16 protein-coding genes are annotated in these 23,947 nt (G+C 55.3%); 6 read left to right on the top strand and 10 right to left on the bottom strand.

Annotated features, from left to right (window positions below; genetic code table 11):
- Nucleotides 1-59 precede the first annotated feature (59 nt).
- The 6 genes from COO59_RS08365 to COO59_RS08390 form a co-directional block, all read right to left on the bottom strand.
- Nucleotides 60-1,142 (bottom strand): glycosyltransferase, encoded by a 1,083-nt coding sequence (locus COO59_RS08365; protein WP_103059346.1) that lies wholly within the window; start codon nt 1,140-1,142, stop codon nt 60-62.
- On the bottom strand, nt 1,143-2,237 hold the full coding sequence (locus COO59_RS08370) for a hypothetical protein (RefSeq protein ID WP_133158595.1): 1,095 nt from the start codon (nt 2,235-2,237) through the stop codon (nt 1,143-1,145).
- A gap of 32 nt (nt 2,238-2,269) precedes the next feature.
- On the bottom strand, nt 2,270-3,175 hold the full coding sequence (locus COO59_RS08375) for a glycosyltransferase family 2 protein (protein ID WP_103059348.1): 906 nt from the start codon (nt 3,173-3,175) through the stop codon (nt 2,270-2,272).
- 70 nt (nt 3,176-3,245) lie between these two features.
- Nucleotides 3,246-5,426, bottom strand: a complete 2,181-nt coding sequence (gene wzc, locus COO59_RS08380; protein ID WP_103059349.1) for a tyrosine-protein kinase Wzc — start codon at nt 5,424-5,426, stop codon at nt 3,246-3,248.
- Nucleotides 5,427-5,438: 12 nt separating this feature from the next.
- On the bottom strand, nt 5,439-5,873 hold the full coding sequence (locus tag COO59_RS08385; RefSeq protein ID WP_103059530.1) for an arsenate reductase/protein-tyrosine-phosphatase family protein: 435 nt from the start codon (nt 5,871-5,873) through the stop codon (nt 5,439-5,441).
- Between the two features lie 5 nt (nt 5,874-5,878).
- Nucleotides 5,879-7,009 carry a polysaccharide export protein gene (locus COO59_RS08390; RefSeq protein ID WP_103059350.1) on the bottom strand — a complete coding sequence of 377 codons (1,131 nt, stop codon included), beginning with the start codon at nt 7,007-7,009 and terminating at the stop codon, nt 5,879-5,881.
- 980 nt (nt 7,010-7,989) lie between these two features.
- Here COO59_RS08390 and COO59_RS08395 point away from each other — a divergent pair.
- Nucleotides 7,990-9,567: a TerC family protein gene (locus tag COO59_RS08395; RefSeq protein WP_103059351.1), complete on the top strand. Its 1,578-nt coding sequence runs from the start codon at nt 7,990-7,992 to the stop codon at nt 9,565-9,567.
- 26 nt (nt 9,568-9,593) lie between these two features.
- Here the strand turns inward: COO59_RS08395 and asmA are convergent, their stop codons facing one another.
- Genes asmA through udk form a run of 3 tightly spaced genes read right to left on the bottom strand, consistent with a single transcriptional unit; the run spans nt 9,594 to nt 12,700 of the window.
- The gene (asmA, locus tag COO59_RS08400) at nt 9,594-11,420 is read right to left on the bottom strand and encodes an outer membrane assembly protein AsmA (RefSeq protein ID WP_103059352.1); all 1,827 of its coding nucleotides are present in this window, start codon (nt 11,418-11,420) and stop codon (nt 9,594-9,596) included.
- Between the two features lie 20 nt (nt 11,421-11,440).
- On the bottom strand, nt 11,441-12,022 hold the full coding sequence (dcd, locus tag COO59_RS08405) for a dCTP deaminase (protein ID WP_103059353.1): 582 nt from the start codon (nt 12,020-12,022) through the stop codon (nt 11,441-11,443).
- Nucleotides 12,023-12,058: 36 nt separating this feature from the next.
- On the bottom strand, nt 12,059-12,700 hold the full coding sequence (gene udk / locus COO59_RS08410) for a uridine kinase (protein WP_103059354.1): 642 nt from the start codon (nt 12,698-12,700) through the stop codon (nt 12,059-12,061).
- Between the two features lie 324 nt (nt 12,701-13,024).
- On the opposite strand from udk, the gene COO59_RS08415 reads away from it, so the two are divergent.
- Both COO59_RS08415 and yegD read left to right on the top strand, forming a co-directional pair.
- The gene (locus COO59_RS08415; RefSeq protein WP_103059355.1) at nt 13,025-13,666 is read left to right on the top strand and encodes a phosphatase PAP2 family protein; all 642 of its coding nucleotides are present in this window, start codon (nt 13,025-13,027) and stop codon (nt 13,664-13,666) included.
- Between the two features lie 148 nt (nt 13,667-13,814).
- On the top strand, nt 13,815-15,167 hold the full coding sequence (gene yegD, locus COO59_RS08420; RefSeq protein WP_103059356.1) for a molecular chaperone: 1,353 nt from the start codon (nt 13,815-13,817) through the stop codon (nt 15,165-15,167).
- 93 nt (nt 15,168-15,260) lie between these two features.
- Here the strand turns inward: yegD and COO59_RS08425 are convergent, their stop codons facing one another.
- Nucleotides 15,261-16,223, bottom strand: coding sequence for an aldo/keto reductase (locus tag COO59_RS08425; protein ID WP_103059357.1), 963 nt, complete (start codon nt 16,221-16,223; stop codon nt 15,261-15,263).
- A 270-nt stretch (nt 16,224-16,493) separates the two neighbouring features.
- Between COO59_RS08425 and COO59_RS08430 the strand changes: the two genes are divergently transcribed.
- From COO59_RS08430 to mdtC, 3 genes are read left to right on the top strand one after another with little or no spacing between them, the layout of a single operon-like run.
- A complete protein-coding gene (locus COO59_RS08430; RefSeq protein WP_103059358.1) occupies nt 16,494-17,726 on the top strand; it encodes an MdtA/MuxA family multidrug efflux RND transporter periplasmic adaptor subunit in 1,233 nt (410 codons plus the stop codon).
- Complete coding sequence (locus COO59_RS08435) at nt 17,726-20,848, top strand: MdtB/MuxB family multidrug efflux RND transporter permease subunit (RefSeq protein ID WP_103059359.1); 3,123 nt, start codon at nt 17,726-17,728, stop codon at nt 20,846-20,848. Before COO59_RS08430 ends, COO59_RS08435 begins: the two co-directional genes overlap by 1 nt.
- Nucleotides 20,845-23,913: a multidrug efflux RND transporter permease subunit MdtC gene (mdtC, locus tag COO59_RS08440; RefSeq protein ID WP_103059360.1), complete on the top strand. Its 3,069-nt coding sequence runs from the start codon at nt 20,845-20,847 to the stop codon at nt 23,911-23,913. The genes COO59_RS08435 and mdtC overlap by 4 nt, the downstream gene beginning before the upstream one ends.
- Nucleotides 23,914-23,947 lie beyond the last annotated feature (34 nt).

Raw genomic sequence — 23,947 nt, forward strand, 5'->3', positions numbered from 1 at the left:
CTGCCTAATTCATGCATGATTGAAGACATGTCTTAGACCTCGCTGTAGTTAATTGGTGTTCAACGTTTCAGTATGTCGGCATATAAACCATGCGTTTTGGCTATCATAGCCTGCGAAGTAAAATTATTGGTAAATAATTGATTTCCTTTTCGCCCCTTTTCACTCAAATCAGATTTATCCAGGCGGTTTAAAACAGAAAGTAAGGAATCAGCGTCTCCGTTTTTAAACAGGTAGCCCGTTTCATTATTAATAACGACTTCCGGCAGAGAGGTGGCATCACTGGCAATAATGGGTACTGAATAACTCATTGCCTCCAGCGGCACCATGGCGAACCCTTCCCAGCGGCTGGGAATGACCAGTACATCCGCGGCGATAAAATAAGGTTCCATCTGGCTTGCCTTAAGCCATCCGGTATATTCCGCTTCCGGCAGCTTTTCAATTTTTTCGGCGCTGTGCACGCTGTCGCCAATCAGCGTCAAATGAATATTAGGATTTTGATTACGCTTCATGGCATTAAGTAAAATATCGTAGCCTTTCTGGTAATCGAAACGCCCAACGAACAGCACGTTAATGCGCGGGTCATTTAGCGTTTCCGCCTTAACGATATGCCGCTCTGCGACGCCGTTATGAATAACCACCAGTTTATCAGCGCGAATGCCGTGCGCCTTTGCCTGGTCAGCTTCATACTGGCTGACGCAAATAATGGCGTCAGTCATCGGCAGCAGCGCTTTTTCGATAAACGAATAGATCTTTTTCTTGCCGTTGCTGGTCTGCATCAGGAAGCTAAATGCATGCGGACAGTAGACCACTTTCGGACGCACAACGGGCCAAAGCAACAGCAAACAGGCACGGCCAATAACGCCGGCAAACGAACTATGAAGATGCACCACGTCAGGCTTGAATTTAAGTACCGTGCGGCAAAAAGCAGCGGTAAACGAGAATAGCGCACCGACCGACCTGCCCTTACGCTGCCATTTCACCACGTTTTCTGCGCGTGCCGTATCCAGTTCTCCCGCCTGATCCGCCGGGATCAGGCACTGGATTTGATAACTGCCCTTATCATCCTGTTGTGCCGCGACGAGTTGCTTTAAAACTGTGGCAACGCCACCTTTTATTGTCTCAGCAGCATGGAGGATTTTCATTTATTCTTCCTTTTTGAATTTCCCGAAACTTAAATAAACGTAAAACATTAACGGATAAAACGGCGACAGGTGACGCAAATAGCTGCCATAGTCAGGCTCAAACAGGCTTTGAATCACCGTATATGAGATAATGGCCAGCGAAAATAACACCACCAACGGATAAGTTCTGTCCTGCAAGGCGGCATTCAGCGTCTGCCATATTTTTTTGTACATCAGAATAATAAACGCCGAAATAACCACATAATAAGGCGACAGCATTAAAATCAGCGGAAACGGGAAAAAGAACGTTACCCACGTCAGGCTGACGTTTAACCACCCAAATAACGGGTTACCCGCCGGGAACCAGGGTCGAATTAGCGTATTGCTGCCGTCGCCCTGGCTGTCCAGTCGGTGTTCATTTACCTCATTACGAAAGTTATCTACGTCGATGCCTAAGCCATACTGGAAGCCAAACGCCAGCACCAGCAGCGAAAGCAGACACAGGATAAATATCCATTTTCCTTTGTGAACATAGCGCGACATTAACAGCAGGCCATAAAATTCCAGCAGAAACAGGAACCAGTATGTCCTGAAGTAATAGGCGTAGAATATGGCAAAGCAGGTCCATATTAATAGCCCGGCAGTACGATTCGCAAAGGTGATGAGCAACGGCATCATCATCAAAAATACGATAAAATCTTTACTCTGCCACGTCAGGTTAATCATTGAAGAAAAGCAGAAAAACAAAAAAACGCCGATATCGAAAATATTCATCGAACCGCCGCGTACCCTGATGAAGATAAAAACAAAGGTACTGATGATAATAACGGCTGAAATCAACGCAAATACGATCGAGCTTTGTTCAAATCCTAACAGTTTATAAAAGTAAGCTGTGCTGCCGTAAGAGTTTCCAGGGCCGAAGCTGTAGGTAAACTTCATAAAGCTAAAGATGGTGATCTGATCCGAGAAAAAGTACGGCTTCATTACTGACTCTTTGACTAATGCCACCGCCATCATCAGCAGCATCATAAATAAGAACAGCATAAAGGTCATATGCGGATCGAAATAGAGATAGCGATTCTTCCTTATGCCTACCTTCATGGATAAAAATTTCATTATATTTTCGCCATTCCAATTGCTGTTTTAAATCACTTCCCCGGAACAATACGTTTCGCGGTAATAGTGGCTAACTTTTTAAACCTTTCGTTCATCATCGCCATAAAATGGCTGAATTTAATTTTTCTCGACAGCAGCAATTTCAAATAGATAGCAATGCCTTTCGATTTTTCATTAGAGAGCAAATAGCTATCGGCGATAATCTTTGCGTAAAACCCGAACCAGATATAGCTGGGTACGCGCTTTTTAATGCTTTCCAGCCAGATTAACGATTTATCGCGCTTGCCGTCGGAAGAGATACGCGCGGTAGAGTCAGAATCGTCATAAATTGTCAGCGGCAGATCGAGATAATAAAAGCTTGCCCCTCTCTCCTGCAGGCGCAGGGCAAAATCCCAGTCCTGATGTTTGCGCAGCGCAGAGTCAAACTGGGTTTGTTTGGCAATCGCGGCGTCCAGCAGTAGCGTACTGGTCTGAAAATCGTTGCCCAGCAGCAGGAATTCCATAATTGAGGCATATTTTTTGAGGTCTTTATTACGCCGCAGGTGCATCCCCTCAGGACGCTTATTATATTTAGCCGTCATACAAACGCGGCTTTTACCCGGCTGCTGACGTAAATATGCCAGCTGTTTTTCCAGCTTTTCCGGCACCCATTCGTCATCGGAATCGAGCAAGGCGATAAATTCGCCGCTGCTGCGCTCAATGCCTTCGTTACGCGGACGCGTGCCGCTGCTGTTTTGCGCCAGCTGGATAAACTGTACGCGTTCATCCTTAACGCCCGCCATCACCTCAGCGGTATTATCCGTGGAAGCATCATCCACCACGAACACTTCAATATGACGCCAGGTTTGATTTAAAACGCTGTTTAGGGTTTTTAAAATGATGTCGGCACGATTATAGGTAGGAATAACGACGCTGATTAAAGGCGTAGACTCAGTCATAACATCAGTCTCAATGGATTCGTTTTAAAAACCTTAAAAGGCCAGCCGCGAACGGCTGGCACTCTCGTTTTTACGGCTTGGTTGATTCGTAGCTATAGTGGTAATAGCCGTAGCCGTAGGCGCTGGCGGCCTTTTTGACGACCAGGTTCAGAATGGCGCCTTTAATTTCAATACCGTTCTGCTCAAAGCGACGTACGCTGACTTCGATCTCTTTCACCGTCGATTTTTCAAACCCTGCCACCACCATATTGGTGCCGGCCTGCATGCCGATAATGGCCGCATCGGTCACCGCCAGAATCGGCGGCGTATCGATAACGACAATATCGTACTGTTTCTGCACGTTGGCCATCAGGTCGATGAATTTCTGGCTCATCAGCAGCTCAGACGGGTTAGGCGGCAGCTGACCGCGCGGAATAAAGTCGAGTCCGCTGACGTTAGTCGGACGAATCGCCTGCTCCAGCGTCGCCTGATTTGACAGCAGGTCAGACAGGCCGTGACGGTTATCGGTATTAAACAGCTCGTGGGAATAGCCTTTACGCATATCGCCATCGATAAACAGCACGCGCTGGCCTGACTGCGCGACGACTGCGGCCAGGTTGGTACTGATAAAGGTTTTACCAATATCCGGGCTGCTGCCGGAAATCATGACAATATTGTTAGCCGCATCCAGCATCGCGAAGTGCATGGTGGTGCGCAGGCTGCGTACCGCCTCAATCGCCAGGTCAGCAGGATTCGCCAGCGCCAGCAGTTCGCCGCCGCGCAGCGCTTTTTTGCTGCCCTTATCTTTGCTCAGCAGCGCCAGCTTACGGTCACGCTGCTGCTGCCATTCGGAGATCGGAATGCTGGCATAAACGTTGATACCGCTGTTTTCCAGCTGTTCCGGGCTTTCGATGCCGCGAATCAGAATGGTTTTCATCAGCACGTAAATGGTGGAAACCAGCAGGCCCAGCACCAGAGAAACGGCGATGATAATGGCAGAGCGCGGAGCGATCGGCTTATTCAGCACCAGCGCCGAGTCAACGATGCGCACGTTACCTACGGTACTGGCTTTGTTAATGCTCAGCTCTTGCTGTTTATTCAGCAGCTGCATGAACACCGCCTGGCCTGCATCAACATCACGCGTCAGACGAATGATCTCCTGCTGAGTGCGCGGCAGTACTGAAACTTTGCTCTCAAGCGATTTTTTCTCATCCACCAGCGTTTTACGCTTTTCTAACAGCGTACGATAGGCCGGGTGCTCTTTGGTATAAAGCTTGGAGATTTCCGCTTCACGGAAGGTCAGTTCGTTCAGCTGGTTATCCACGTTAACCATGGTATCCAGCATCGACTTGGCTTCCAGCGTCAGATCCACCGAATCGTTTTGCTGGCGGAACGCGTTCAGCTTGTTCTCAGCGTCATCCAGTTTCTGGCGCACTTCCGGCAGCTGACGGTCGATGAAATCGAGGCTCTTTTGCGCTTCCTCAGATTTACGCTCGACGTTTTGCAGCAGGTAGTTTTCCGTAATGGCGCGCAGGGTGTCCTGCGTCAGCTGCGGATCGGAACCGTTCAGGGTTAACGCCAGCACGCCGGTATCTTTACCCTGATCGACCACGCTCAGACGGCCAACCAAATCATTGTAGGTCGGCAGGTAGCCATTTTTCTGGATGATAAAGCTGTCGCCAGCGGCGGCATTGGTGTCAGAGACCAGGATTTTGACCTTGCCCTGCCCTACATACTGCCCTACTTTGCCTTTCACCAGTTCGCCGTCGTCACTGGAAAGGGTAAAGGTGTTGTTGTCACCGATAACCAGCTCCAGCTGTGCGCCGATCAGTTCAGGCGGCAGCTCCAGACGAGAAACCGCGAGCTTTTTATCGTCGTTGCCCATCAGGCGCGCCCAGCCAGCACCAACGATCGGCAGATATTTCGGCGCGACGGTAGTTTGCAGATTAAGATCTTCGATGGTTTTACCCAGCACCATCCTGGACATAATCAGTCCAATCTGCGCATCTGAAGCGGGTTTGGTATCCGGCATCAGATTCGAGAGCTGAGTCATGACCAGGCTACCCTGATTCTGTTCAACCTGTACCAGCGCATCGGCCCGATAAATCGGCGTTGCCAGAATGGAATAAATAACACCTATTACTGCGAATAGCGCGGTTACGCCAATAATGAGCCAGCGATGATCGATAATTGAACCGTATAAACGGGCTACATCGATTTCATCTTTGGCATCTGCAATTTTCTGCGAGCTATCTGATTTTTTATTGACCATTATTATGCCTGATTATCGATTTAATGCGTGGGCCCATTTCTGAGCGGCGTCATCCAATAAAAGGTATACAGATTCAAAAGCCTCTATACTTTTTCGATATGGATCCGGGATTTCACGACCGTTGCACCAATGACCAAACAGCATGGTTTTGCCGCGAACTTCCGGGGCGATATTGCTGATGTCATTGATATGCTGTTTTTCCATCACCAGGATCAGATCGTTTTCTCTGCACATGGCTGAAGTGATTTTGCGTGCACGGTGCCCCTCCAGCGAGAGGTTATATTGCTCTGCGACTTTGATGGCGTTTTCATCTGCCGGATAGTTCACCAGAGCGCCTAACCCTGCCGATTCAACTTTCACATCCGGGCAATAGCGTTTTAATAACCGCTCGCTGGTTGGCGAACGGCAGATATTGCCCACGCAGACGATGAGAATTGAATTAAACATATTCATCACCAGGTTTTAATATCTTTCGTTGAGTCGATGCCGTAACGAATGCTGTTGATGGTAGGCACCAGCTGATTAATCACGCGGTTCCAGCGGGTAAGCGGCGTTGCGGTGACGTAGACAATGTCATACGGCTGCAGCTGGAATTCCGTACCCAGCACCATCGCGGTCGCATCAGAGGTATTCAGCTGATAGACATTGGCGATCTTGCCGCCCTGCTCGCGGTTCGGACGAATAACGAACACGCCGGTCGCATTGGACACTTCCTGATTCAGACCTTCCGCATTGCCTAACGCTTCCGTCAGGGTCATGCCGCTGCGATCCATTTTCAGGGTCTGCTGGCGGGTCACTTCGCCCATCACAAACACTTTCAGATCGTCATTACGCGGCACGTACAGAATATCGCCCGGATAGAGCAGCCGGTTTTGCGTCAGGTCGCCGTTTTGCATCAGCGCCTGCAGAGAAATACGCTGCTCACGGCCATTATGGGTGAGGATAACGTTACGCCAGTCGGCATCTGCGGCCATCCCGCCTGCGGTATTGATGGCATCCAGCACGGTCAACGGAATGTTGGTGATTTCCTGTTTACCGGATGTACCGACTTCCCCGGTGACGTAAACCTTTTGCGACCGGAAGGCGGCGATATTGACATCTACCTGCGGGCTTTCGATGTAGCTGGCCAGGCGGCTTTGCATTTCGCTGCGCACCTGCTGGATGGTTTTCCCGGCTACTTTCACCTTACCGATATAAGGATAATAAATGGTGCCGTCTGAATGCACCCAGTTGCCGGTATCGCTGGCGCTGCGGTACTGACCGGCAGGGGTGGTCAGCTCCGGGTGATCCCAAACGGTTACGCTCAGCACATCGCCAACGCCGATACGGTACTCATAGTTAGCGACTTCCTGATCGAGCAGCGGATTCGGCTGCGCGACGATCGGTTTACGGCGCAGCTGCTCTATCAGCATCGGGGTAAGAGGAAAGACATTGACCATTTTATCGAGGTCATAATCCGCATCCTGCTGCTTAATGACATCTTTACCGCTGGTGGAAACATTTTGCCCTGGGACTACAGTACAGCCACTGATAAGTGAGATTGACACCAGTAACGGAGCCAACTTTAGTTTCGTTTTCATCATTGAATTATCATCGCTATTGCTGATTTATTGTCTAAAGCGGTGTGTCTCGCCGCAAAAAAAAGTTCATGAATAAACGTCAATTCACGACCAATCTGCCCTAACTATTGCTGTTCCGTCATGAGATGTTTGCCCCTCGTTTTATGCATAAATGTCCCTGCTGCGAAAGCCGCTCCGTCAACGCCCGGTAAAAACAGACGCGGCCCGCCGTCCTGCAGTTCGATCATTAATGGCCAGCGTGCTGACCGTATCGGTATTAATTTTTCCTGAGTTCCCGGCAATAAGGCCTGAATCAGGTTTTAAGATGGCATACGCTATTCTGTCGTATTTAATTAGCATTAGTCTTAAAACAACAGAAATTTATAAATTACTCTTGACGTCTCTATTTGAAACTGTTCGTCAGAGTTTAAGCACGCTACCGCCCCTGGCTTTCAGCTACCAATGCTGTTAAATCAGAAACAGTGCTATTTGAGGCGCAGAGATCGGTTAGCTTTTATAGGGTACATAAAGCCAGAGACAGCTCTTTTATCTGAACGCAGCAGAAGGAACCGCATCAATTATCTCGGTCCGATCACATAAGTTATGGCTAGATTTTTATACTATTGACTGGTTGTGACAAGCACAGGAAAGCAGATCCAGAGCACTTTCAGAATAAGACTAAAGAATATAAAAAATAATCGTTTTATTTCAAGCAGTTAAGCCATAAGAGACTTTCTTTCTTTTCCAGATAATTCCGGCTTGATAATAACTTCTATTCCGTGAAGCAAACAAATAACGTTTATTTCTGCAGCAAATGTTAATAAGCGCTCCTCCCCTCCGGCCAGCAAAATTCCAATAAGATCGCGCGCTAATATATGCATAATCGGCGTGAAATAAGGCCCGCACTTTTTTTATTTAGGATTTATCTCAGGTAGCATTGCGTTTTCATTATTCAGATCCCATCATCTTTCAGGTAAATAAACCATAAAAGGTGAAAACAGGGTATGGAATGGATCGCAGATCCGTCAATCTGGGCCGGGCTGGTTACGTTAATTGTGCTTGAGCTGGTACTGGGTATCGATAATTTGATCTTTATTGCCATTCTGGCGGAAAAGCTGCCTGCCGCGCAGCGCGATCGCGCCAGAGTGACCGGCCTGCTGCTGGCGCTGCTTATGCGTGTGGTGCTGCTGGCCTCGATTGCATGGTTAGCCGGGCTTACGCGACCGCTGTTTACGCTATTCGCTCACGCCTTCAGCGCCCGCGATCTGATTATGCTGATCGGCGGACTATTTCTGCTGTTTAAGGCCACGATGGAGCTAAACGAGCGGCTGGAAGGCCGCGACAGCGATGATAAGCCGCAGAAGCACGGCGCGCGTTTCTGGCCGGTGGTGGCACAAATCGTAGTGCTGGACGCGGTTTTCTCGCTGGATGCGGTGATTACCGCCGTCGGGATGGTGGATCACCTGCTGGTGATGATGGCGGCGGTGGCTATCGCTATCTGCCTGATGATCCTGGCCAGCAAGCCGTTAACCCGCTTTATTAACGGCCATCCAACGATTGTGATCCTCTGCCTGAGCTTCCTGCTGATGATCGGCTTTAGCCTGATTGCTGAAGGGTTCGGCTTCCATATTCCTAAAGGCTATCTGTATGCGGCCATTGGCTTCTCTATCTTAATTGAGTTCCTTAATCAGCTATCGCAGTTTAATCGTCGGCGTTTTCTCTCATCGACGATACCGCTGCGCAAACGTACCGCCGAGGCGGTGCTGCATCTGCTGCGCGGCCAGCACGCGGAGGCGGAGCTGGATGCGGAAACCTCCTCGCTGGTGGGGGACGCCGGTGAACAGGATGCAGTATTTAATAAGCAGGAACGCCAGATGGTGGTGCGGGTAATGGGTATGGCGCAACGCAGCGTCAGCAGCATTATGACCTCCCGCCACGATATTGATCATATTGACCTGAGCGACAGCCCGGCAGAAATAATGGCGCAGCTGGACCGCAACCAGCACACCAGACTGTTAATTACCGAAAACGGTAGCGAGCCGCTTGGCGTGGTGCATATCATCGATCTTTTGCATCAGTCTTTGCATCATAACTCTCTCGATCTGCGCGCCTTAATCCGTCAGCCGCTTATTTTCCCGGAACAGCTTACGCTGCTGCTGGCGCTGGAACAGTTCCGCAGCGCCCGCACCCATTTCGCGTTTGTGGTGGATGAGTTTGGTTCAGTGGAAGGCGTGGTTACCCTGAGTGACGTAATGGAAACCATCGCCGGTAATTTACCGAATGAAAGCAAGGAGCTGGACGCGCGTTATGATATTCGTCAGAAAGAGGACGGCAGCTGGATAGCCAACGGGCATATGCCGCTGGAGGATCTGGTGATGTATATCGAACTGCCGCTCAATGAGAAGCGCGATTATCACACCATTGCCGGCCTGCTGATGGATCAGCTGCAGCATGTTCCCCAGGCGGGCGAAGAGCTGCAGCTCGGCGACTGGCTTATCCGCACCTTAGAAGTGGAAAGCCACCGCGTGCATAAGGTGCAGATTATCCCGCTTTATCAGCGCGAGCCGGATTACGAGACGTAAACACTACCGGCGCGGGCAGGCGCTGATTAATGCGCTTGTTTTACCGGCGCCGCAGTTTTCTGATTACGCTGCGACCAGTCATCCAGGCGCGATTTAATTTCGCTCTCCAGCTTCTGGCGCAGCAGCTGATCCACCTGCAGATTGTATTGCAGATTATCCCAGCCGCCGTAAATATGCAGCGGAACCGCCGTCTGCTGCAGCGTGGCGATAAGGGCGTTGTCCCCTTTCCAGCCGCTGGTGACCTGCACGCCAAAGTTAATATCGCACTGGCGGCGCAGCATATCTATCTGCCCTGCTCCGCCCAGCCGGAAGCCGGACGCGCCGCCCTGCAGGTTTTTCAGCGCAATAAGGCCATCCTTTAATGTTGCCTGCGCCTGCAGTTTATCAAGACGGGTTTCGTTACTGTTGCCCGTTTCATCCCCGCTGCTGACCCGATTGCTATTACGGGCGACGGCCCGCTGAACCAGCTGCTGGAAATTCATGCCGATAATGCGCGCTGAAGCCAGCTCCACCTCAGCCTCGCCGCGCCAGCGTTGATGGAAATCCTCAACGCTCAGCCCGTCTCCGCTCAGATTGCCGGTTAACGTCAGCTGACCGTCCAGCGTTGGCGGCAGAGCGAAAGCCTGCAGCAACGGCGCCAGCGCGATATTCTGCAGCGCCGGACGCAGCGCCACTTCTACCGACTGCTGACGCAGATTTAAGCTGCCGGGTAACGAGAAAGAACCCGCGCCTACCCGGCCGCTCAGGGTATTTAGCGCGATTTTGCCCTGCTGGTTTTGGGCATCCAGCGCTACCTGCTGCATATCCATACCGTGCCAGCGCAGCGTATCGACCTGGAGTTTCAGCGCCGCGCTTAGGCTGTTCAGTGGATGGTCAAGATAGCTGGCCGGCTCGGCGATCACCGGCGGACGGCTGTTGGCGGTAAGCGCGGGCGCAGCGGGCGCGGCGGTTGTTTGTGCGTTAAGGCCGGAAAGCGCATCCAGATCGAGATGCGGCGAGCGCATATCAATATCGATCGTCGGCGCGTTGCCGAGCTTGCCGCGAATAACGCCGTTCAGCTGGCTGTCGCCCAGCGTCAGGGCCACGTTCTGCAGCAAAAAGCGCTGGCTGTCGTCCAGCCACTCCGCCTGCAGGCTGCCTTTGCCCTGCAACCCCGTCGCCGGCAAGCCCGGCCCCTGTAGCTGCCAGCTCAGCGATTTCACCGTGCCGTTCACGCGCTGCGGATAATCCGCCACGCTCATTTCGCCATCCAGCGACAGCTGCAGCTCACGCTGATCGCGGCTAACCCGCGTCGCCAGCGATAGCGTCGCCTCGCGGCGGCTGTCCTGCGTCAGAGAAAGGTTAAGATCGCGGAAGTTAATCTCTTCGCCCTGCGGCGGCTGCCAGATTAACAGGCTGTCGGCCACTTCGAGATTATTAATATCGAACGTCCAGCCTTTTACCGGTTCCGGCGGCGTTGAGTCCGTCGGCCCCACTGGCGCGTCGGCAGGCTGCCGGGCTTTGCTGTCCGGCGTCAGGCGGATCACCGCGTTTTTCAGCATCACCTGCTTCACGCTAAGCTGATGCGACAATAAAGGAAGGAGATGGACATCAAGCCGCATGTTTTCGGCCATCACCATCGGCTGCTGCGCGCCGGGGGCCGTGACCGACATGCGGCCAGCGAGAATGCTAAGCTGTGGCCAGACGTGCCAGCGTAAATCGCCCTCCAGGCGCAGCTGATAGCCGCTACGCTGCTCAACCTGCTGCACCATATAGTTGCGAAAATCGTTGGGATTAACCAGCAGTACCAGCGCTGTCATTCCCGCCACTATCACGACGAATAAAATAGCCAGCGTGGTAATTAATCGTCTCATCCCATCCCCTGTTCAGGCCGTTAGTCTTTATCGATGCGACTGGCGTCCGCGCCCTGCTGCCCTTTGTATTTAGCATCTTCACGACGGTTATACGGGCGGGCAGCGGGACCGGACAGCGGTTCAAAGCTTAGCGCACCAATGAGCATACCGGGACGCAAAGCCAACGGCAGCTTACCTGAATTATAGAACTCCAGCACGATCCGGCCCTGCCAGCCGGGATCGATACGGTGCGCGGTCACGTGCACCATTAAGCCCAGACGCGCCAGCGACGAACGGCCATCAAGCCAGCCGACCAGATCGTCAGGCAGCGTAACCGACTCCAGGGTTACGGCCAGCGCCAGTTCGCCCGGATGCAGATAAAACGCCTCGCCTTCCGGCAGCACGATCTCATCGCTCATCACGCGATCGAGCGCGGCGCTGACTTCCTGTTTAGGGCCGCTTAAATCGATAAAGGCGGCGGTATGCCCACGAAAAGTACGAAACTGATTGCCCAGCCGCACATCAACGGTCGCGCCGTTAATGCGCTCTACCGGCGGACGCGGGGTAATCGCCAGCTTGCCGTTATCAAGCCAGGCTTCAATATCACGGTCGCATAATCTCATCGCCGATTGCTCCTTTTCCTTAGCGTGCTGACGGGCTTACTCAAAGAACTGGTTGATTTTCGCTTTCAGAATATCGATGGCGATGCGGTTTTTACCCCCGCGCGGCACAATAATGTCGGCATACTGCTTGGAGGGGTCGATAAACTGCAGAAACATCGGACGCACGGTTTTTTGATACTGCGCCATCACCGAATCCATTGAGCGACCGCGCTCGTTAACGTCGCGCTTCATGCGGCGCATCAGGCAAATATCCAGCGGCGTATCCACAAAGATCGAGAAATTCATCTCTTCACGCAGGCGGGCATCGGTTAACAGCAGGATCCCTTCAAGAATAATCACCTTTTTCGGCTTCAGATGAATGGTTTCCTGCGTGCGGGTATGTTCAACGTAGCTGTAAACCGGCAATTCAATCTGCTGGCCCGCTTTCAGGGCCTGCAAATGCTGCAGCAGCAAATCATGATCCATCGCGCTGGGATGGTCATAGTTCGTTTTAATCCGCTCTTCCATAGTAAGGTGGCTTTGGTCTTTGTAATAACTGTCTTCAGGAATCACGCCGATATGCTCATCGCCAACCCGATCGCGGATTTCACGATACAGCGTGCTGGCAATTAAACTTTTTCCTGATGCGGATGCGCCTGCGATACCTACAATGACGCATTGGTGGGACTTGTCAGTCATAAAATTAAAGACCTGATAACTGTATGACGTGGCACCAGGCGATGTCGAAACATCATCCTTAGCGTTCAGTCAGATATTGAGAGGATTAACTGGCGGCAATTATAGGGAGATCGCAGGTTTGATGCCAGAAAAAAGCGGCCTGTCCGCTGCAGGGTGTCGAAGCGCTGCGCGGAACGCCTGCTTTTCAGACTTTCTCCTTTGGCGCGGCCGCATTTCGCCGATAAACTGCTACCTGCGATCCAGCTCTCACTTTTTCGTGGCAGCGTAGCGACGCCCCTTTCCGCCAGGCGGCGAAAGGCATATTCGTAAACAGAAAGGTTGGCTATGTCCTGGAGAACAATTACCTATTTTGGCGACAGCATGTTGCTGATCCCCACAGCAATCCTTATCGCCCTGATCCTGCCGTGGAAAAGTAACGACCGGCGCACGGTCTGGTGTTGGCTGCTGGCGTTTGGGCTGGCGGGTCTGGTGGTCAGCGTATCGAAAATCCTGTTTATGGGATTTGGCATCGGCAGCGCCCGCTTTAACTTCACCGGATTTAGCGGACACAGTGCGATGTCGGCGACCTTCTGGCCGGTAATGCTGTGGCTGTTGTCGGGCCGTCTGCCTGCGTTCTGGCGCGGCGCGGCGGTGACGATAGGTTATATGGTGCCGCTGCTGGTGGGCGCTTCACGTCTGGTACTGCACGCCCACTCGAAAAGCGAAGTCGCCAGTGGTTTGCTGCTGGGCTTTATTCTCAGCACGCTGTTCCTGATAAGCCAGCGCAACACGCAGCTGAAAGGTTTTTCCCTGCCGCAGGTGAGCGCCGCACTGGTGCTGCCGCTCATTATTATCGGCCACGGACGCATCGCCACCACGCAAAACTTCCTTGAACACTTCTCCGCCGACATTGCCGGACTGGAAAGACCCTGGACGCGCACGGATCTGCTAAAACAGCTGCAGCCGGGCGCTCAAGCGTTTGAATAAGCGGTTTATTGAGCAACCTGCCGCAAAACAGCTTGTTCGCCATTAAGTAACCGTCCGGCGGCGGGTTAATCCGCAACGTGCGAAACATTTGCCAGCCCCGATCGGCTCGGGTAAAGTCTCCCCCTTTTTTTCTCAAGGGGGAGACTCTATGTTTATCGGTTTTGATTACGGAACGGCTAACTGTTCCGTGGCCGTGGTGGAAAATGGCGCGCCGCGGCTGCTTAAACTGGAAAAGGATTCTCCTTATCTGCCCTCTATGCTGTGCGGGCCTACCCGCGAAGCGATCAGCGAATGGCTGTTCCGCCATCATCAGGTGCCCACGCCGGAGGCGGAAAACCAGGCGCTGCTGCGGCGCGCTATCGCCTTCAACCGCGATGAGGATATTGAAGTAACGCCCGGCAGCGTTCACTTTGGTCTGGATGCGCTGGCGCAGTATATGACCGACTCTGAAGAAGTCTGGTTTGTTAAATCCCCTAAATCCTTTCTTGGCGCCAGCGGCCTGAAGCCGCAGCAGATTGCCCTGTTTGAAGATCTGGTTTGCGCCACGATGCTGCATATTCGCCAAACCGCCGGGCAGCAGCTGGATAGCGCCATTGATCAGGCGGTCATTGGGCGCCCGGTTAACTTCCAGGGGCTGGGCGGCGAAGAGGCCAACCGTCAGGCGCAGGGCATTCTTGCGCGCGCCGCCAGCCGCGCCGGCTTTCGCGACGTGATCTTTCAGTTTGAGCCGGTGGCGGCGGGACTCGACTTTGAAGCCACGCTGCAGGAAGAAAAGCGGGTGCTGGTGGTGGATATTGGCGGGGGCACCACCGACTGCAGTATGCTGTTGATGGGCCCGCAGTGGCACAACCGCGCCGATCGCACCAGCAGCCTGCTGGGACACAGCGGCTGTCGCGTCGGCGGTAACGACCTGGATATTGCGCTGGCCTATAAAGAGCTGATGCCGCTGCTGGGGCTGGGCGGGGAAACGCAAAAAGGCACCGCCCTTCCTGCGCTTCCCTGGTGGAACGCAGTCGCGATCAATGATGTTCCGGCGCAAAGCGACTTTTACTCAGCCGCCTGCCGCAAGCTGCTGCAGGATCTGATACGCGATGCGCGTCAGCCGGAAAAAGTACAGCGCCTGCTGAAAGTCTGGCAGCAGCGCCTCAGCTATCGGCTGGTTCGGGCGGCGGAAGAGAGTAAAATTGCGCTTTCCGACCAGGCTGAAACCACCGCCGCGCTGGCGTTTGTCGAGGCCGGGCTCAGCACCGAAATCGGTAGCAAAGGGCTGGAAGCGGCCATCGCCGCACCGCTGGATCGCATTCAGGAACAGGTAAAGCTGGCGCTGGACACCAGCGGCACCACGCCGGATATTATCTACCTGACCGGCGGCAGCGCCCGCTCACCGCTGTTACGCCAGGCGCTGCAACAGCAGCTGCCGACCATTCCGCTGGCTTCCGGCGATGATTTCGGCTCGGTAACCGCCGGGCTGGCCCGTTGGGCGCAGGTTATGTTTGCCTGACGCCGCCTCCGGGTTAATCCGCAAGGGTTAACCCGGCTTGCAATCCATCGTAATAAAAAAAAGCGCCCGCAGGCGCTTTTTTAACAGGCTGGCTTAGTACTGGCTGGCCTGCGTTAGTTTTTCCACTTCATCCAGATTCAGCCGCAGCTGCGCCGCTTTCACCAGCTCATTCAGCTGCTCCAGTGAAGTGGCGCTAACGATTGGCGCGGTAATCCCCGGACGGACGATTTGCCATGCCAGCGCAACCTGCGTCGGCGTAATGCCGCGCGCCTGAGAAACCTCATCCAGCGCCTGCAGAATGCGCAGCCCGCGCTCGTTCAGGTATTTATCTACCACGCCCTGCCCGCGCTTACTCTTGCTGGCATCCTCCGGACGGCGATATTTACCGCTTAAAAAGCCGCTGGCCAGCGAATAGTAGTTAATGACGCCGAGGCCGTTTTCTGTGGCTACCTGCTCCAGGCCGCTTTCATATTCCTGCCGATCGTAGAGGTTATACTCCGGCTGCAGGGTTTCATAACGCGCCAGACCGTGCTCTTCGCTAACCTTCAGCGCTTGTGTCAGACGGGCCGCAGAATAGTTAGACGCGCCGATAGCGCGCACTTTGCCTTCCTTGATCAGATCGTCGAACGCTTTTAACGTCTCTTCCAGCGGGGTTTGATCATCATCGCGATGCGCCTGATAGAGATCGATATAGTCGGTTTGCAGGCGACGCAGAGAGTCTTCTACCGCCTGACGAATATATTTCGCCGCCAGCCCGGTTTTCTCCGGCGTCAGTTCCATGCCGACTTTGGTGGCCAAAACAATTTTGTCGCGCTTGCCGGTTTTTTTCAGCCAGTTACCAATGATGATTTCCGATTCTCCCCCCTTGTTGCCCGGCGCCCAGCGTGAATACACATCAGCGGTATCAATGAACCACAGCCCTTTTTCCACCAGCGCATCCAGCAGTGAGAAAGAGGTGTTTTGATCCACGGTCCAGCCAAAAACGTTGCCGCCAAAGGTAAGTGCAGGAACTTCAATGCCGCTGCGCCCAAGCTGACGGGTTTCAATCTGGTTCATCATTGTTCTCCTGAATTAATGTATTGCCAACCTGTTGATGAGCGTAGCAAACATCTGTGCTTCTGTATCGCTTTCTGTTGCCCTGCTCTGATTTGTCACATTCGCCAAGATCGCGGATACTTACGTCAGCCTTACAGGCGCCTTACAGTTATTCTTAATTCCTCCATTTTTTTATCCTGTTCGATACTTACACTGGATAACTTTGCGGGAGATGGCCTTACTGACCCGCCTGGAACCGTTGATTACACCGCCGGAGAGCAATACACAACAATGAATGCCTCACGCCCCAACTCTAAAAATATCCTGTTATTGATCCTTATCGCGCTGGTCGCCGTTGCCGGTTATTTTTTGTGGCCTAAAGGCGATGGCGACGGCGCGGCGAACTCTTCTCAACAGCAGCAGCGCGGCAAAGGCGGCCGACGTAATATGCCGCTGGCGCCGGTTCAGGCCGCCACCGCGCAGACGCAAAGCGTACCGCAATATTTTTCCGGCCTTGGCACCGTAACCGCCGCCAATACGGTTACGGTGCGCAGCCGCGTTGACGGCCAGCTGATGGCGATTCATTTTCAGGAAGGACAACAGGTCGAGGCGGGCCAGCTGCTGGCGGAGATCGATCCGCGTCCTTACCAGGTGGCGCTGACCCAGGCGCAGGGGCAGCTGGCGCGCGATAAGGCGACGCTGGCTAACGCCCAGCGCGATCTGGCGCGCTATCAAAAACTGGCGAATACCAACCTGGTTTCCCAGCAGGAGCTGGATACCCAGCGGTCGCTGGTGAGTGAAACCCAGGGCACGATCAAGGCGGATGAAGGCAGCGTAGCCAGCGCCGAGCTTAATCTGAGCTATAGCCGCATTACCGCGCCGATTGCCGGACGCGTCGGCCTTAAGCAGGTCGATGTCGGCAACTATATTACCAGCGGCGACAGCACCGGACTGGTGGTGCTGACGCAAACGCATCCGATCGATGTGCTGTTTAGCCTGCCGGAAAATACCATTCAGGCGATTCTGCAGGCGCAGAAAGCGGGCCAGCCGCTGATGGTTGAGGCCTGGAATCGCAGCAACGATACGTTGCTGACGCAGGGCGAGCTGCTTAGCCTGGATAACCAGATTGACGCCACGACCGGCACCATCAAGCTGAAGGCCCGCTTCAGCAATGAAGACGATCGCCTGTTCCCCAATCAGTTTGTCAATGCGCGTCTGAAGGTCGATACGCTGCACGACGCGGTGGTTATCCCTGTCGCCGCGTTGCAGATGGGCAGCGAAGGCAATTTCGTCTGGGTGGTTAACAGTGAGAATAAAGTGAGTAAGAAAAGCGTCAAGCCGGGGCTGCAGGATAGCGAAAAAGTGGTGATTAGCGCCGGGCTGGATGCCGGAGAGCGCGTCGTTACCGACGGGCTGGATCGCCTGACCGAAGGGGCGAAAGTTGAAATCGTGGCGCCGCAGTCAACGCAGCTCAGCAGCGATAAAGCGACCCAGCCCGCGCGCGCTAAAGGAGATCGCGCCTGATGCAGGTTATGCCTCCTAATGCCACCGGCGGCCCGTCCCGCCACTTTATTCTGCGCCCGGTCGCCACCACGCTGTTGATGGTCGCTATTCTGCTGGCCGGTATTCTGGGCTATCGCTTTTTGCCGGTTTCCGCGCTGCCGGAAGTGGATTACCCCACCATTCAGGTGGTGACGCTCTATCCCGGCGCCAGCCCCGATGTGGTCACCTCGGCGATTACCGCGCCGCTGGAGCGCCAGTTTGGCCAGATGTCCGGCCTGCAACAGATGTCATCGCAGAGTTCAGGCGGCGCATCGGTAGTCACCTTACAGTTTCAGCTTACGCTGCCGCTGGATGTCGCCGAGCAGGAAGTTCAGGCGGCGATTAACTCCGCCACCAACCTGCTGCCGAGCGATTTACCTAATCCGCCGGTTTACAGCAAGGTCAATCCCGCCGATCCGCCGATTATGACGCTGGCGGTCACCACCACCAGTATGCCGATGATCCAGGTGCAGGATATGGTGGAAACCCGCATCGCCCAGAAAATTTCTCAGGTTAGCGGCGTAGGCCTGGTCACGCTGTCGGGCGGACAGCGTCCGGCGGTACGCGTAAAAATGAATGCGCAGGCGCTGGCTTCGCTCGGCCTCGACAGCGAAACGGTGCGCACCGCTATCGCTAACGCCAACGTCAACTCGGCGAAAGGCAGCCTCGACGGGCCGGAGCGCTCAATTACCCTGTCGGCCAACGACCAGATGCAGTCGGCGGAAGATTATCGTCAGCTGATTGTCGCTTACAGCAATAACGCGCCGGTGCGGCTGGGCGATGTCGCCACCGTCGAACAGGGCGCGGAAAACAGCTGGCTTGGCGCATGGGCCAATCGCCAGCAGGCCATTGTGCTGAACGTACAGCGGCAGCCTGGGGCGAATATCATCGCCACCGCCGACAATATCCGCAGCCTGCTGCCGGAGCTGACCGCCTCGCTGCCGAAATCGGTCGAGGTGAAGCTGCTTTCCGACCGCACCACCAATATCCGCGCCTCGGTGCATGACGTGCAGCTGGAACTGCTGCTGGCACTGGCGCTGGTGGTCATGATTATCTATCTGTTTCTGCGCAACGTCCCCGCCACCATTATTCCGGCGGTGGCGGTGCCGCTGTCGCTGATCGGCACCTTTGCGGTGCTTTATCTGCTGGGCTTCTCGGTCAATAACCTGACGCTGATGGCGCTAACCATCGCTACCGGCTTTGTGGTGGACGATGCGATTGTGGTGATCGAGAACATTTCCCGCTATATCGAACAGGGGGAAAAACCGTTAGCGGCCACGCTGAAAGGCGCCGGTGAGATTGGCTTTACCATTATCTCTCTCACCTTCTCGCTGATCGCGGTGCTGATCCCGCTGCTGTTTATGGGCGATATTGTCGGGCGTCTGTTCCGCGAGTTTGCCGTCACGCTGGCGGTGGCGATTTTGATTTCCGCCATCGTCTCGCTGACGCTAACGCCGATGATGTGCGCGCGCATGCTAAACGCGGAATCGCTGCGCCGACAGAACCGCTTTTCCCGCGCCAGCGAAGCGATGTTTGAGCGTATTATCGCCGTCTACGGTCGTTTTCTTACCCGCGTGTTAAACCATCCGTGGCTCACGCTAAGCGTGGCGCTGGGCACGCTGGTCCTGACGCTACTGCTGTGGGTCGTCATCCCGAAAGGCTTCTTCCCGCTGCAGGATAACGGCATTATTCAGGGCACGCTGCAGGCGCCGCAAAGCGTCTCTTACGCCAGCATGGCGCAGCGCACGCGCGATGTCGCCTCGATTATTGAGCGCGATCCGGCGGTGCAGAGCGTGACCTCTTTTGTCGGCGTTGACGGCACCAATCCGGCGCTGAACAGCGCGCGCGTGCAGATTAACCTGAAGCCGCTGGATGCGCGTGACGATCGTATCCCGGCGGTGGTTGAACGTCTGCAAAGCGCGGTGGCGCGCGTGCCGGGCGTAACGCTGTGGCTGCAGCCGGTGCAGGATTTAACCATCGATACCCAGCTGAGCCGCACGCAGTATCAGTTTACGCTGCAAACCGGCTCGCTGGAGTCGCTAAGCCAGTGGGTACCGCAGCTGTTGGCGCGCCTGCGTACGCTGCCGCAGCTGAAGGATGTCAGCAGCGACTGGCAGGATAAAGGGCTGGAGGCGTATATCAAAGTCGACCGCGACAGCGCCAGCCGCCTCGGCATCAGCATGAGCGATATTGATAACGCGCTGTATAACGCTTTCGGCCAGCGGCTGATTTCAACCATCTACACCCAGGCCAATCAGTATCGCGTGGTGCTGGAGCAGGATACACAAAACGCGCCGGGCCTGCAGGCGCTGGAGGCCATTCGCATCGCCACCAGCGACGGCGGCGCGGTGCCGCTCAGCACCCTTGCCCAGGTTGAACAGCAGCATGGCGCGCTGACGATTAACCATCTCGATCAGTTCCCCTCCACCACCTTCTCGTTCAATCTCAACAGCGGCTATTCGCTGGGCGAAGCGGTGCAGGCCATCAGCGTAGCGGAAAAAGATCTGGCGATGCCGTCGGAGATTATGACCCGCTTCCAGGGCAGCACGCTGGCGTTCCAGGCGGCGCTGGGCAGCACGGTGTGGCTGATTGTGGCGGCCATCGTGGCGATGTATATCGTGCTCGGCGTGCTGTATGAGAGCTTTATCCATCCGATTACCATTCTTTCGACGTTGCCTACCGCCGGGGTCGGCGCGCTGCTGGCGCTGCTGCTGAGCGGCCACGAACTGGATGTGATCGCGATTATCGGCATTATTCTGCTGATCGGCATCGTGAAGAAAAACGCCATCATGATGATCGACTTTGCCCTTGCCGCCGAACGTGAACAGGGCAAAACGCCGTATGATGCGATCTATCAGGCCTGTCTGCTGCGCTTCCGTCCGATTCTGATGACCACGCTGGCGGCGCTGCTGGGCGCGCTGCCGCTGATGCTGAGTACCGGCGTCGGCGCGGAGCTGCGTCGTCCGCTCGGCATCGCGATGGTCGGCGGGCTGATCCTTAGCCAGATCCTGACGCTGTTCACCACGCCGGTGATTTACCTGCTGTTCGATCGTCTGGCGCACTATACGCGTCGCCGTTGGCAGCGCGGGGAGACGCAGTCGTGAAGTTTTTTGCGCTGTTTATCTACCGTCCGGTTGCTACCTGTCTGCTGACGCTCTCGATTGCGCTGGTCGGCATTCTCGGTTTTCGCCTGCTGCCGGTGTCGCCGCTGCCGCAGGTTGATTTCCCGGTGATTATGATCAGCGCCTCGTTGCCGGGCGCGTCGCCGGAAACTATGGCGTCGTCGGTGGCGACGCCGCTGGAACGCTCGCTGGGGCGCATCGCCGGCGTCAGCGAAATGACCTCCACCAGCTCGCTGGGCAGCACGCGCATTATTATGGTGTTCGATTACGATCGCGATATTAACGGCGCGGCGCGCGATGTGCAGGCGGCGATTAACGCGGCGCAAAGCCTGTTGCCCAGCGGCATGCCGAGCCGTCCCAGCTGGCGCAAGGCGAACCCGTCCGATGCGCCGATTATGATTATGACGCTGACCTCCGACGACTGGACGCCCGGCCAGCTGTATGACTACGCCTCAACGCAGCTGTCGCAGAAGCTGTCGCAGATCGAAGGCGTCGGCGACGTGACGGTTGGCGGCAGCTCGCTGCCGGCGGTGCGGGTGCAGCTGAATCCGCAGGCGTTGTTTAATCAGGGCGTCTCGCTGGATGCGGTACGCCAGGCAATCGCCAACGCCAACGTGCGCCGTCCGCAGGGGGCGATAGAAAACAACGGCCAGCGCTGGCAGCTCAGAACCAATGATGAGCTGAAAACCGCGGCGGAATATCAGCCGCTGGTGGTGCATTACAATAATGGCGCGGCGGTGCGTCTGGCGGATGTCGCTACCGTCACCGACTCGGTGCAGGATGTGCGCAACGCCGGGATGACCAACGCCAAACCGGCGGTGCTGCTGGTGATCCGCAAAACCGCTGACGCTAACGTTATTCAGACCGTTGACCGCATTCGCGCCGAACTGCCGGAGCTGCATGAAATTATTCCCGCCGCCGTCAATCTGGCGGTGGCGCAGGATCGATCGCCGACCATTCGCGCCTCGCTGGAAGAGGTGGAGCAGTCGCTGGTGATTGCCGTGGCGCTGGTGATTCTGGTGGTATTTCTGTTCCTGCGCTCCGGGCGCGCCACCCTGATCCCGGCGGTGGCGGTGCCGGTCTCGCTGATTGGCACCTTTGCCGCCATGTACCTGTGCGGCTTCAGCCTCAATAACCTGTCGCTAATGGCGCTGACCATCGCCACCGGCTTTGTGGTGGATGACGCCATTGTGGTGCTGGAGAATATTTCCCGCCATATCGAAGCGGGAATGAAACCGCTGCAGGCGGCGCTGCAGGGCGTGCGCGAAGTGGGCTTTACCGTATTGTCGATGAGCATCTCGCTGGTGGCGGTGTTTATTCCGCTGCTGCTAATGGGCGGGCTGGTGGGACGGCTGTTCCGTGAATTTGCCGTTACCCTGTCGGTGGCGATTATGATCTCGCTGGTGATTTCTATCACCCTGACGCCAATGATGTGCGCCTGGCTGTTAAAGGCGGAACGCGCCGGCAGCCAGCCACGCATCCGCGGTTTTAACCGTCTACTGCTGGGCCTGCAGCGCGGCTATGGCCGTTCGCTGCACTGGGTGCTGGCCCGGGCGCGCTGGGCGCTGCTGCTGCTGCTGGCCACCATCGGCCTGACGATTTATCTCTATATCACCATTCCGAAAACCTTTTTCCCGGAACAGGATACCGGCCGCCTGATGGGCTTTATCTCGGCCGATCAGAGCATCTCTTTCCAGGCAATGCGCGGCAAGCTGGCCGACTTTATGCGGATTATTCGCGAAGATCCGGCGGTGGATAACGTGACCGGCTTTACCGGCGGTTCGCGCACCAACAGCGGCTCGATGTTTATCTCCCTGAAGCCGCTCTCTGAGCGCAGCGAAAGCGCCCAACAGGTGATCGCCCGGCTGCGCGTTAAGCTGGCGAAGGAGCCGGGCGCCAGCCTGTTTCTGATGCCGGTGCAGGATATTCGCGTCGGCGGACGTGAGGCCAACGCCAGCTATCAGTACACGCTGCTGTCGGATAATTTAAGCGACCTGCGTAACTGGGAGCCGAAAATCCGCGCGGCGTTCAGCAAGCTGCCGGAGCTGGCCGACGTCAGTTCCGATCAGCAGGACAAAGGCGCCGAGATGGCGCTGACCTACGATCGGCAAAGTATGGCGCGGTTGGGCATTGATGTTTCCGACGCTAACGCCCTGCTGAATAACGCCTTTGGTCAGCGTCAGATTTCGACCATTTACCAGCCGCTTAATCAGTACAAAGTGGTGATGGAGGTAGATCCGCGCTATACCCAGGATATTAGCGCGCTGGATCAGATGTTTTTGGTTAACAGCGACGGCAAGCCGGTTCCACTGTCGTGGTTTGCCCGCTGGCAGCCGGCCAATGCGCCGCTCTCGGTAAACCATCAGGGGCTGTCGGCAGCCTCCACCATCGCCTTTAACCTGCCGGAAGGCGTTTCGCTGTCGCAGGCGTCAGAGGCGATTGAGCGCACCATGACGGTGCTGGGCGTGCCGTCCAGCGTGCGCGGCAGCTTTGCCGGTACCGCTCAGGTGTTTAAAGAGACGCAGAACAGCCAGCTGTGGCTGATCGTTGCGGCTATCGCCACGGTCTATATTGTGTTGGGGATCCTGTATGAGAGCTATGTTCATCCGCTGACTATTCTCTCCACCCTGCCTTCGGCGGGCGTTGGCGCGCTGCTGGCGCTGGAGCTGTTTGGTGCGCCTTTCAGCCTGATTGCGCTGATCGGCATTATGCTGCTGATCGGTATCGTGAAGAAGAACGCCATTATGATGGTGGACTTTGCGCTGGAGGCGCAGCGCAACGGCAACCTGAGCGCGCGCGAGGCGATCTTCCAGGCGTCGCTGCTGCGCTTTCGGCCGATACTGATGACCACGCTGGCCGCCTTGCTGGGCGCGCTGCCGCTGGTGCTGACCAGCGGCGATGGCGCGGAGCTGCGTCAGCCGCTGGGCATTACCATCGTCGGCGGCCTGGTGATGAGCCAGCTGTTAACGCTGTATACCACGCCGGTGGTTTATCTTTATATGGACAAGCTGCGTCGACAGAAAAAACCGCTGACGGCCACCGGTTAACCGGCCGCCGGGCTTAATGCATAACAGGGGCGAA

Origin of the sequence: Mixta theicola, assembly GCF_002895925.1 — a bacterium.
GTDB lineage: Bacteria > Pseudomonadota > Gammaproteobacteria > Enterobacterales > Enterobacteriaceae > Mixta > Mixta theicola.

Excerpts from the sequence above, each read along its gene's own strand:
- COO59_RS08365 (WP_103059346.1), bottom strand. The coding sequence starts at position 1,142 with ATGAAAATCCTCCATGCTGCTGAGACAATAAAAGGTGGCGTTGCCACA.
- COO59_RS08370 (WP_133158595.1), bottom strand. The coding sequence starts at position 2,237 with ATGAAATTTTTATCCATGAAGGTAGGCATAAGGAAGAATCGCTATCTC.
- COO59_RS08375 (WP_103059348.1), bottom strand. The coding sequence starts at position 3,175 with ATGACTGAGTCTACGCCTTTAATCAGCGTCGTTATTCCTACCTATAAT.
- wzc (WP_103059349.1), bottom strand. The coding sequence starts at position 5,426 with ATGGTCAATAAAAAATCAGATAGCTCGCAGAAAATTGCAGATGCCAAA.
- COO59_RS08385 (WP_103059530.1), bottom strand. The coding sequence starts at position 5,873 with ATGTTTAATTCAATTCTCATCGTCTGCGTGGGCAATATCTGCCGTTCG.
- COO59_RS08390 (WP_103059350.1), bottom strand. The coding sequence starts at position 7,009 with ATGATGAAAACGAAACTAAAGTTGGCTCCGTTACTGGTGTCAATCTCA.
- COO59_RS08395 (WP_103059351.1), top strand. The coding sequence starts at position 7,990 with ATGGAATGGATCGCAGATCCGTCAATCTGGGCCGGGCTGGTTACGTTA.
- asmA (WP_103059352.1), bottom strand. The coding sequence starts at position 11,420 with ATGAGACGATTAATTACCACGCTGGCTATTTTATTCGTCGTGATAGTG.
- dcd (WP_103059353.1), bottom strand. The coding sequence starts at position 12,022 with ATGAGATTATGCGACCGTGATATTGAAGCCTGGCTTGATAACGGCAAG.
- udk (WP_103059354.1), bottom strand. The coding sequence starts at position 12,700 with ATGACTGACAAGTCCCACCAATGCGTCATTGTAGGTATCGCAGGCGCA.
- COO59_RS08415 (WP_103059355.1), top strand. The coding sequence starts at position 13,025 with ATGTCCTGGAGAACAATTACCTATTTTGGCGACAGCATGTTGCTGATC.
- yegD (WP_103059356.1), top strand. The coding sequence starts at position 13,815 with ATGTTTATCGGTTTTGATTACGGAACGGCTAACTGTTCCGTGGCCGTG.
- COO59_RS08425 (WP_103059357.1), bottom strand. The coding sequence starts at position 16,223 with ATGAACCAGATTGAAACCCGTCAGCTTGGGCGCAGCGGCATTGAAGTT.
- COO59_RS08430 (WP_103059358.1), top strand. The coding sequence starts at position 16,494 with ATGAATGCCTCACGCCCCAACTCTAAAAATATCCTGTTATTGATCCTT.
- COO59_RS08435 (WP_103059359.1), top strand. The coding sequence starts at position 17,726 with ATGCAGGTTATGCCTCCTAATGCCACCGGCGGCCCGTCCCGCCACTTT.